Source organism: Staphylococcus nepalensis (assembly GCF_002442935.1).
Taxonomy (GTDB): Bacteria; Bacillota; Bacilli; order Staphylococcales; family Staphylococcaceae; genus Staphylococcus; species Staphylococcus nepalensis.
The window spans coordinates 83,486-95,290 of sequence record NZ_CP017466.1 but is presented as its reverse complement, the minus strand read 5'-3'; the positions used below and the strand labels follow the sequence as shown (position 1 = coordinate 95,290).

At 31.5% G+C, this 11,805-nt stretch carries 8 protein-coding genes; all 8 read right to left on the bottom strand.

The genetic code is table 11. The features are described from left to right. Nucleotides 1-184: 184 nt before the first annotated feature. The 8 genes from BJG89_RS00415 to BJG89_RS00380 all read right to left on the bottom strand — a co-directional run bounded on the left by BJG89_RS00415 (nucleotide 185) and on the right by BJG89_RS00380 (nucleotide 11,805). The gene (locus tag BJG89_RS00415; RefSeq protein ID WP_096808014.1) at nucleotides 185-1,510 is read right to left on the bottom strand and encodes a DUF6038 family protein; all 1,326 of its coding nucleotides are present in this window, start codon (nucleotides 1,508-1,510) and stop codon (nucleotides 185-187) included. 33 nt (nucleotides 1,511-1,543) lie between these two features. Next, nucleotides 1,544-3,403 carry an AbiA family abortive infection protein gene (locus tag BJG89_RS00410; protein ID WP_096808013.1) on the bottom strand — a complete coding sequence of 620 codons (1,860 nt, stop codon included), beginning with the start codon at nucleotides 3,401-3,403 and terminating at the stop codon, nucleotides 1,544-1,546. Nucleotides 3,404-3,698: 295 nt separating this feature from the next. Then, nucleotides 3,699-4,853: a nitrate/nitrite transporter gene (locus BJG89_RS00405; RefSeq protein ID WP_096808012.1), complete on the bottom strand. Its 1,155-nt coding sequence runs from the start codon at nucleotides 4,851-4,853 to the stop codon at nucleotides 3,699-3,701. A gap of 152 nt (nucleotides 4,854-5,005) precedes the next feature. Continuing rightward, the gene (gene narI, locus BJG89_RS00400; protein WP_096808011.1) at nucleotides 5,006-5,707 is read right to left on the bottom strand and encodes a respiratory nitrate reductase subunit gamma; all 702 of its coding nucleotides are present in this window, start codon (nucleotides 5,705-5,707) and stop codon (nucleotides 5,006-5,008) included. 42 nt (nucleotides 5,708-5,749) lie between these two features. Beyond that, nucleotides 5,750-6,349, bottom strand: coding sequence for a nitrate reductase molybdenum cofactor assembly chaperone (narJ, locus tag BJG89_RS00395; protein ID WP_096808010.1), 600 nt, complete (start codon nucleotides 6,347-6,349; stop codon nucleotides 5,750-5,752). Further along, nucleotides 6,346-7,863 (bottom strand): nitrate reductase subunit beta, encoded by a 1,518-nt coding sequence (narH, locus tag BJG89_RS00390; protein WP_096808009.1) that lies wholly within the window; start codon nucleotides 7,861-7,863, stop codon nucleotides 6,346-6,348. Before narH ends, narJ begins: the two co-directional genes overlap by 4 nt. After that, a complete protein-coding gene (locus BJG89_RS00385) occupies nucleotides 7,853-11,533 on the bottom strand; it encodes a nitrate reductase subunit alpha (protein ID WP_096808008.1) in 3,681 nt (1,226 codons plus the stop codon). Before BJG89_RS00385 ends, narH begins: the two co-directional genes overlap by 11 nt. Continuing rightward, nucleotides 11,533-11,805, bottom strand: coding sequence for a hypothetical protein (locus tag BJG89_RS00380; protein WP_096808007.1), 273 nt, complete (start codon nucleotides 11,803-11,805; stop codon nucleotides 11,533-11,535). Before BJG89_RS00380 ends, BJG89_RS00385 begins: the two co-directional genes overlap by 1 nt.

Sequence of the window (11,805 nt, the reverse complement as noted above, 5' to 3'; positions counted from 1 at the left end):
GTGGCGCGCTCACTTTCAACTTAAAATTTGTTCAAAACGTGTTGACAAGACAATCTTAATACTAAATAGAGGTCGTTGATGAAGTGGCAAAAAAATTCAAAAAAATTCCCACCAAGCAAATAAGCTCAATCCCTTTATATGAGGGATTGAGCTTATCAATTATTAATCAATTTTCTACTTAACTTCAATTAGAGCTTTTCCGGTTATTCCTTCTTTTTAACAGTTGATTCTTAAATTGCTTCATTAACATTGCCATTGGGATGTTATTTTCGTGCGTCTTAGTCACTTCAATTTCATTATTATATGCATTATAAAATGATTTATATTCATTAATATAGCCATTTTTCATATCATTATAATGTTCAGTCTTATTAATGTATCGGTCTATCAATGTTACAACTTGCTGCATATCATCCATAAAATATTGGAACATTTCATTGTCTATGTGTGAATGATTTTTCTGATTTAATACTGCTGCAGAATGAAAGTCTAATCGTTTACGTAACTCTAGTAAATGCTTTCTAATTTGTTCATCTTCATTAAAAAACTCAATATTGTCATTAATGACCTTTATCTTATTATCGAAGTCATATTTTTTAGATTGTTTATTTAAATTTTCCTTTTTGTTAAGCTCTTTATCTATCATTTTCGATACATCTCTAAGGAAATAATGCTCCATATCTCTAAATGTTTGTGTTCTGTGATGCGGTTTAGCATTTCTCATTCCCCATCCATCGGCAGCTCGTTGAACTTTATTTAGTATGTTAACTAATAACCAATCTAATTGTTCATCTCTATCATAAATAAATGCTCTCTCTTCATCTATACCTTCAGTTATTACATTATCTGTTAATTGATTTACAAAATAATTATATCGAAAATCATGCTGACTTGACCTTTCACTCGTTTGATGATGTTCATTAATTCGTTCATTATATTTGCTTTCTGAAAATGATGAATAAATAGTTTCGTGTATAGCAAATGCAATTTTATCACTTAATTCCACTTGTTTATCTATAGGTAATTGACTCATTACTTCAGAAGCTAATTGTAACTTATCGTTTATTTTACTCCCTGAATCAAACACCTTTTTTACATCTTGGTATGCTTTTTGTGCATGTATATGTAACTTTAATGGTTTAAATTCAATTTTATCTATGTCATTCTTAACATTTTTAATAAAATTCGCATATTGGGTAATATCAATATTTTTTATCGCATCTTTTCTCAGCCTTACATCTTCATCCGTAATTGCTTTTGGTATGTTATCATCTGTCATATTATTTAATAAGACACATAATATATCAAAAGCAATCCCATTGAAACTATAAGCTGCCCTTTCACTTTCCCCAGAATTTTTTTGAAATTTCTTCATATCAACCTTATAAATATCAACTAATTTATCAATTCTTTTCTGCAATTGAGCTTTATTTTTAAGACCTAAAGCTTTCTCAAGATCTTTTTTTGTATATGTTTTTTGAATTCTTTCTTTGAAATTAGATTTACTCAACCTATTCACCTCTTCGATTCATTACAATTAATATCAAAAGCTATTAATTAGTAAAGTTTCCGATTGCCTTATTAAATTAATTATTTGGGATTCTTTCAACATTTGGTCTTCAATTATTTCAGCCGAAGAATGATTGATTGGATTGTATTGGCGTAATCTATATAATTCACTCAAAAAATTATCAATGTTTTGTTTTTTATAATAATTTGGATTTAGTTCTTCAAAATCCTTTTTTACATTATTTACTTTATAATGTCTATGATAATCTGGTAACTTTCTTTTAGTATATGAAATACCTTTATAGCACATTAGTAATGAAACTATTCTATCAAAATAAGTTTTATAATAAGCAAATGCTTCTAGTGTATCACCATTTTTGTCATGAACTTTATATAAAAAGTAAAGATACCATACTTTTGAACTATTATCTGAAAATGCATTCTTTAAATTTAAGTTTAAAATATAGTTATATTCTTTATCTAGTTCTTTTAAAAAATCCTGTTTACAATATCTATCAATGTAATCAATAATTTCTGAATCTACATCTTTAACTTTACTCATTAAGTCATTATGTTGAAAATTTCTCAACAATAAGTAATTAATACTTATTGATACATCAAAAGAATTAAATTTTTCCTTATTAAATAACTCATTTAATAAAAATTTGATTAACTCACCATTATTCGTCTTTAATATAATTCTTAAAAATATATTGATTTTATAATTTATAAAATTGTAATCAGTTAAAATAAGTCGTTTTATTTTACAAATAATTGCTTCATCTTGAAATAACTCATCTTCATAATATGCTAAATATCTAAGTACTTCATCTGAAGAGTATGTAATACCTTCTTTAGTAAAATATTTATCTAATATTTTTTTAAAATTTTCATGGTTGTGAGAATACGCTAAGTTATATAAATCATCTAAAAAATAACTTATATTATTTTTATCATAGAAATAAGCAATGTCAATTTCTTTTTTATTAACGTAATGATTATACAATGCAGCATTCAATGTCTCATTTACTTCGTTAGATTTTCCTAGTTTTGTTTTATTTTCATTTAAATTTAGTTTAACTTTTCTATATGCATCAATTACTGCATTTTTAATCCTTGATGATACTAAATTTAATTCATCTTCCATAGAGTTAAAAAATATATATAAATCATCTACATAACGAATAATTTGGAAACTTTCTATTTGAGGTTCATTCTGTAATACTGTCTCTAATTCATAATCAACCTTATCCAAATATATATAAGTTGCTAAATAAGATAAACTTGCACTATTTTCTACAGTAGGAAATTTGTTCCCACCGATTTGTTGTAATAATCTTTTGTAAATCAAACTACTACGTGTATCAAGTACTTCTTCTCGTTCGTTTATTAATTTAAATAATAAGTTTATATCAATAGCATCAAAAAAATTGCTAATATCAAATTTATAAAAATTATCATATACACTTGAAAGTGCGTTTATATCTGCAAAAAATTTATCATAACTATTCTTATAAGAAAATTGATTTTCATTTAAATCACCTGAATAATAACACCGAACATTTTTCGACTTACGAGTGTATTCTTGATTGATATGATAACCTATTGCTTCTATGTAAAGATATACAAACGGAGAAACAAGAGACATATTTCTAAAAGAAGCACTTGTCTTTTGAGAGTAGTGAGATGGAAAATTAAAAGTGTTATATTCCTTAAAAATAGCTCCATTTTTAATAAAATTTTCAAAAAATTTTTCACTTGATATTATATTCTTACTATTTTCTGTTAACTTCGAAAATGGGTACCACTGAATGTAACTTTCTAGTTTTGACCCATTTAAATTAAAGAATGATTTACATACTTTTTCCCAATCATTGAAATTTATATTAATCACTATTAAAATCCTTCCAATTAAATTACAAATTTATAATTATAATCCATCTTTATTTTTGGCTTTTATTTTAAAATAAGTTGTTCAAAATCTAATTTTTAGTTTTATTTGTGATACGCTTCTGCTTATCGTTTAATGATGAGGTTTTTGTAAAGTTTAAATAAAGCTCTTATTCATTAATTTATCAATTGAAAAGAAACATAATAAAAAGTATCAACCTTTTAAAGCTGATACTTTTCTAAATATTTTTAAAGCTAAGACTTCGCACAGTAAAGCTTTTAGCTTTAATTTCATTAAATTATATATTATATTCTTTTTTATATAAATGAGTCATTGTAATAAAAGCAATAACACCAAATATAGCTAATAAAATAAATGCTAGGTGACTTGAACCTGTCAAAGATGAAGTATATGTAATTACTAGTGGAGGGAAAAATCCTCCCAATCCGCCCATCATCGATACGACACCATTTGCTGATCCTGCTGCATTTTGGAAGTATGTTGGTACTAATTTAAATATTAGGCCATTACCAATACCTGCGCAAAAACTAATTAACAAACATCCTATTGTAAATAATGCAATGTGACTTGAGATACCTAATATAACAGCACCAACAATTAAAAATATAAAGTCCACCATTAATGATTTTATAGCATTTGTTTTATCACCAATAATGCCACCTATAGGTCTTATAAATGTTGCTATTGTAATAAAAATACCTGTTCGAATACCTGCATCTACTTTATCTATACCGAAATGATTGACTAAGTAGTTAGGTAAAAACAAGCCAAATGCTACAAACGAACCAAAAGTTATAAAATACCAAAGACTTAAATAATATGTTTTATAGTTAGTGGCAAGTCCAAATATTTGTTTTAATGAAACTTTTACTCTTTTCTCATTGCCATCTCCAAGGAAAAACATCAAAATGGCAAACAAAGCAATTATAATTAAATAAAAACGTACAGTGATTTGCCAACCAAATACACCAGCCATTGGTGGTGCCAAAAATGAAGACACAGCAGTTCCAATATTTCCTATCCCATAGATTCCATTTGCTAAGCCTACTTTATCTTTGTCAAAATATTTCGGCAAAGAAGTAACGCCAACTGAGAAAACAGCGCCTCCAACACCTAAAAAGAATCCTGAAGTCATTAACATATTTGAAGATTGTGCTTGTCCTAATAAATAAATCGGGAAAAGCAAAATAACAAAACTCCAGAAAAATACCCACTTAGCACTAATAAGATTAGTCAAATATCCAAACGGTACTCTTAATATTGAACCAAGTATAACGGGTATTGCAACAATTACAGATAATTGCGTTTCAGAAATTTTTATATCCTGTGATATATAAGGCATAAGCGGAGATATAATACTCCATGCCATAAACCCAACTACTAAACTTAAAGTTTGTAAACTAAGTTGAAAACTACCATTTGTCTTATACATGTTATCACCTTCAACCTTTGTAATTTGTTGATATTTCTAAAATAAATGACAAATATTCTTTAATTTGAATTACACAAATGAATACTTATAACGCAATTAAGTCAAATTTTAAATGTAAAAAATATCGAATAACTTTCCCTATTTTTAATTTTTTATAAATTCTTTTTTCCTCTTTGGTATTGATTTCTAGCTCTATATTGTTGAGGTACACGTTTTAAGTATTTTATAGGAAAACTGAATATGTGTATTAAATTCGTAAATGGAATAGAAGCAAACAATAAAAATGCTGAAATTACATGTAATCTAAAGATTAAAGGAGCTTCCCCCATTAAATTATATTTAGGTTGGAAAATAAATAAACTTCTAAACCATGGACCTATTGTAGCTCTATATTCATATGCAATGACAGTAGTATTATATATAATTGTCATATAAGCACCTATTGCTGCAACTACTAAAACCATTATCAATGAGAAATAATTACCAAAAGACGTATGAGCACGAATTCTTTCGTCTGTTATTTTTCTATATAATAAAATAATGTCACCTACTACAATCATCAATCCTGCGAAACCACCAGCAACAATAGCTCCATAATGATACATATGATCTGTAATACCTATAAATTCATAAAATTCCATAGGTATTACCATTCCCATCACATGACCAACGAAGGCAAAGACAATCCCCCAATGAAACAGTAAAGAGCCAAATTTTAGTTTTTTTCTCTCAAAAAATTCTGTAGAAGGTGCTGTCCAACTCAATTGTCGAAATGCATATCGGTATAAAACACCCAAAATCATTATGGTAAGCGTAATGTAGGGGAAGATTATCCACCATATAATATTTGTCATAGAATTTCCTCCATATTAATTGGGATGATAAAACAAAATTCCTTATTCATACATTATTGGATAAGGCATATTTTCAGTGTCAGGATCTTCTTTTTTGATTTCTTCCATTTCTTCAGTTGTAGGTTTATCAAACACAAAATCAGTAAGTAAATTTAAAATATTTTTATAAGGATTCTTTTTATCTAGTGATTGATTAACTTGCCATGTAGCCTTTCCTAAACGTTTCATAAGTTTGTTGTGAATCTTCTCATCAGTAGATACAGCTAAAAGTTCATATAAAGATGGTAGATAATCAGCAAGTTGTTTTTCGTCTCGTTCCAATCCAGCTTGACTAATAATAACTTGGATTTGAATTAATCCGCCACCTCTCATAGAATCATCACCATACTCATGAGCTGTTAAATAAAGCCCTGTATCTTCTTGCCAATCAAAAGTACTTACATATAATTGTTGGATGTCTTTTAAAGAATAGCTTTCTAAATCATTAAATACTAAATTTATTAAATTTTTTGCATCTTGTGAATCAACGTCATTTTTATATAAATCTTTCAATTCTCTATATTCACTCAGTCTATTTTTTTCAGGATAATCGAGAAGATATGCCGCGATAAACAAAATAACTTGCTGTTCTTCGCTTATCATTTTCTAGCCTCGCTTCCATATTTCATTCTCATCATAGCCGGATGTAATCCTTCTGGAGGCGCTAAATCTTCTAAACTACAAGCCCCTTGTTCATAATAATTTTCTTCTTTATTTTCTCGACGTCCTGTAGGAATAACAAATCGTTTTTCATATTTCGCTACCCCGAGTAAATCTGCCATATCTTCTAGTTCATCAACAGTCAATCCAGACTCTTTTAACAATTTGCTATGCTCTACTTCACTTATACCACCAACATTTTTTGAACGCATATGAACGCGCATTGCTGCTGTTTTTAGTAAAGTTTGTCGTATAACTTCTGTATCCCCCGCCGAAAGAATAGAAGCTAAATATTCAAGCGGTATACGCATATCATCAACTGCTGGAATATAACCATCTGCACTCAATTGATTTTCATTTGTAATATGACTCATAATTGGGCTTAATGGTGGAACGTACCAAACCATTGGCATCGTTCTATATTCTGGATGCAACGGTAAAGCAATTTTCCATTTTATAGCCATTTTATAAACTGGTGATTGCTGAGCAGCTTCAATCCAAGCATCAGTAATACCTTCTTCTTTTGCTTTTGCAATGACTTCTTCATCAAAGGGGTCACAAAAACAATCTAGTTGTGCTTGATATAAATCTTGTGGATCTTCAACTGAAGCTGCTTCTTTCACTTTATCTGCATCATATAGCACTACACCAATATATCTAATACGTCCTACACACGTTTCTGAACATATAGTAGGCAGCCCTGCTTCCGTTCTCGGATAACAGAAATTACATTTTTCTGCTTTATGTGAATTCCAATTGTAATAGACTTTATGATAGGGGCAACCGCTCATACAAAAACGCCATCCTCTACATTCTTCCTGATCAACTAAAACTACACCATCTTCATCACGTTTATATAATGCACCTGAAGGACATGAAGCTACGCAAGATGGATTTAAACAATGTTCGCAAATTCTTGGTAAATACATCATAAAAGTTTTCTCATATTCCATAGCAACATGCTCTTGTTTCATTTTATCTATGTTTGGATCCATAGGAACAATTTCACTACCACCTGCTAAATCATCGTCCCAGTTTGGTCCCCATTCAGGCTTATCTATAAATTTACCAGTAATTTTTGATTTTGGACGCGCTACAGGAAGATTTTTAGTTCTAGGTGCAAAATGAAGGCGGGCAAAATCATGTGTCCATGGTTCAAAATAATCATCTATTGTAGCCATATCTGGGTTATAGAATATATTAGCAAGTTTTTGAATAGGACCGCCTGCTTTTAGTTTTAATCGCCCGTTCTTCATTTCCCAACCGCCTTTAAATCGATCTCTGTCTTCCCAGCGTTTAGGGTAACCAGGACCTGGACGAGTTTCTACATTATTGAAATACATATACTCTGTCCCTGGGCGATTTGTCCACGTGTTTTTACAAGTTACACTACATGTATGACAACCTATACATTTATCTAAATGCATAACCATTGCTACTTGTGATTTAATCTTCAAGCCAATCAACCTCCTTGAGTGGTCTAACAATTGAAACTGTGTCACGTTGATTCCCCGTTGGACCATAATAATTAAAGCCATAACTTAATTGCGCATAACCGCCTATCATATGTGTTCCTTTTGGATGTATGCGTGTAACACTATTATGTGTCCCGCCGCGTTTTTTATTAATTGTATTACCAGGAACGCCCATTACTCTATCTTGAGCGTGATGCATGTAAGCAACACCTTGAGGAATTCTATATGTTGTAACTGCTCTTGCAACCACAGCTCCATTACGATTATATAATTCAATCCAATCATTATCGTATATACCTATAGAATTCGCATCATCTTCGTTTAACCACACCGTTTGCCATCCACGGAACAATTGTGTCATTTGGTCAGTATCAGTAAACATTGTATGAATACCCCATTTTTGATGTGGCGTCAAATAACGTAATTTTATTGATTTACCTGTATCTGTTATTCCCTTTTCATTTTTTAAATAAGGACCTGAATACAGTGGTGGGATATATAATGGCAACCCCTCTCCATAATCAAGCATAACTTCATGGTCTAAATAAAAACTCTGTCTACCTGTTAAAGTATGCCATGGCAATTTAAATTCTACGTTCGATGTGAACGGTGAATAACGTCTGCCATCATTTTCTAGGCCAGTCCAAACAGGTGTCGAAATTGTTTGACGTGGTTGTACAGTAATATCATCTAATGTCAAATCTTCTTCTTCGCGACCTTTTGAAACAAATTCAAAATCTTTACCTGTCTTTTCTTTTAGTGATTTCCAACCTTCTACAGCACGTTTGCCATTTGTTGTACCTGACATAAGTAAAATCGCATTACAAGCTTGTTTTGCTGTTCTCATATCAGGAAGACCTTTCCCGATATTTTTTCTATCTGCTTTTCCGAGTCTTTTGAGTAATTCATCATACACTGGTTGGCCAGGTATTTTTACGCCCTTCGCACCATATCCATTTTTTAAATTTGGACCAATTGTTGACCACATATCATAAAGATTAGGATAATCTCTTTCCACAATTGTAAAGTTTGGCATCGTTTGCCCTGGAATAGCTTCTACTTCACCTTTTCTCCAGTCTTTAACTTTTCCGTATGGTTGCGCTAATTCTGATTTAGTATCATGTCCAAGTGGTTGCATAACTAAATCTTCACTTTTAGGTAAATAATCTTCAGCTAATTCTGAAAATGTTCTTGCAATTTCTCTAAAAGCATCCCAATCACTCTTTGTTTCCCAAGGTGGTGTAATAGCTTGATTAAATGGATGTACAAATGGATGCATATCCGTTGAACTTAAGTCATTTTTTTCATACCAAGTGGCTGCTGGTAACACAATGTCAGAAAATAATCCCGAGCTTGTCATACGGAAGTCCATACTTATTAATAAATCAACTTTACCTTCTGTTGGAGTATCATTTAAATGAATATTTTTTGGTTGCCAAGAATTTTTTGTATCCGTTAAGATCGAATCGTCCCCACCAATCATGTGTTTAACAAAATACTCATGACCTTTACCACTATCTCCAAGTAAATTTGAACGCCAATTAAAAAACACTTTAGGGAAAGTACGTTCATCATCCGGATTTTCTATAGCCCAGTTTAACTTACCTTCTGATAATTGTTTAGCGATATCATTAATAGCTTCAGCATCGTCAAGGTTTCGTTTTCTTGCATCATTAATTACATCCAAGCTATTCTCAGTTAGTTGTGGATACCCTGGTAACCACCCTAATCTCACTGATAAAGCATTAAAATCTGCAGGGTGCATATTACTAAATTTTCCACCCCATTCAAAATTATCTTGATCTTCATCAGATTCATATCTGAATTGATCTGTTGCAAAGTAAAAATACGAAGTACCATTCATATGTCTTGGTGTACCTTTCCAATCATTTGCGAAAGCGACTTGAGCAAATCCTTCCGAAGGTCTTACTTTTTCTTGACCAACATAATGAGCCCAACCCCCTCCATTAACACCTTCTGTACCACACAGCATAATAATATTAAGTATTGCTCTATAAATTTGGTCACTATGATACCAATGGTTTGTACCCCCACCCATCGCAATCATAGCTTTACCTTTAGTAAGTTCAGCAGTTTGCGCAAACTCACGAGCAACCTGAATCACATGCTCTTTTTTTACACCAGTGATTCCTTCTTGCCATGCTGGTGTATAAGGTACAGTAGAATCATCATAAGTAACATGCATGTTTTCATCTAAACCTCGGTCTACACTTGTATGAGCCATCATCAGATCATATACCGTAGTCACCAGGAGATTATTGCCGTTTTTATCTTTAATTACTTTAGTTGGCACTTTATGTGTCATTGATGACTTATCTTTTGTTGCAAAATGCGGGAAATCAACTGAGTCCACGTTGTCAGATATATCTATAAAGCTAAGTATAGGATTGACTTCGTTTCCTGATTCATCTTCTAATTCCAAATTCCAATTTTGTTTTCCATCCCATTGATGACCGGCACTACCAATTGGAACAACAGGTTTTTGTGTATTTTCATCCCACACTACTGTTTTCCAATCTGCTAAATCATGATCGTCAGATAAATCTGAAGCTCTCAAGAAATTGTCTGCTCTCAGACCGCCATTTTTACCTTTCAATTGGACAAGAAATGGTAAATCTGTGTATTGCTTTATATATTGAGTAAAATAAGGTGTTTCTTTATCGACATAGAATTCTTTTAAGATAACATGTGTCATTGCCATAGCAAGTGCACCGTCCGTGCCTTCTTTTGCTGGCAGCCACATATCAGCAAATTTTTCATATTCAGCGTAATCAGGACTAACACCAACAACTTTAGTACCTGCATAGCGAGATTCAACCATAAAATGTGCGTCAGGCGTTCTTGTTTGTGGTAAATTTGTCCCCCATATGATGAAATATTTAGAATTATACCAATCTGCACTTTCTGGAACATCAGTTTGATCGCCCCACACTTGAGGAGAAGCAGGAGGTAAATCAGCATACCAGTCATAAAAACTAATAATTGTTCCACCAATTAAAGATAAAAATCGAGTCCCTCCTGCGTAACTTATCATTGACATAGCTGGAATAGGTGAAAATCCAGCAATACGATCTGGACCATATTTTTTTATAGTATAAATAGATGAAGCAGCTATCATTTGACAAATACTCTTCCAATTTCCTCTTATAAAACCGCCTTTTCCGCGTGCTTTAATATATTTCTGCTTTTTTTTCTTATCACTGACAATATTTTCCCAAGCTTGAACTGGGTTTTGTACTTCTTCAAGTTCGTTTTCCCATAATTCATATAAGTCTTTACGAATATATGGATATTTAACTCTAGTTGGACTATATGTATACCATGAATAGCTTGCTCCCCTAGGACAACCACGAGGTTCATATTGTGGAAAATCGTCTCCTGTAGAAGGGTAATCAATTTGTTGTGTTTCTTGAGTGACAATACCGTCTTTCACGTAAATTTTCCAACTACAAGATCCAGTACAATTAACACCGTGTGTCGAACGTACTACTTTATCATGTTGCCAACGATTTCGATAAATACTTTCCCAATCGCGAGGTCTAGGACTTTCTTCAGTCCAATTATTGTTTATTAAATTTCCACGTTTTAAATGTTTAAGTTTATGTAGTAATTTATTATGCTTTTTATCCATCAAGACATCTCCCCATCACTCTTAGAAATCGGATTAAATCTTTCACCTGTAATTTTAAATGCTCCGTTACCCTCTTTTAGTTCTTCAATAAAAATTTCAAATGTTGGTGCATTTGCAGCAACTAAGATGAGTCGTTCAATTGTATTATTGTCGTTAATATTATAGATTTTCTCTATCATTTCACCAGAAATTGAGCCAAATCTCATACGCAAAATACCTATTAAGTCTTCTCTATCCTCTATAAGCATTGCTTCATTTTCCATTGAAAACAT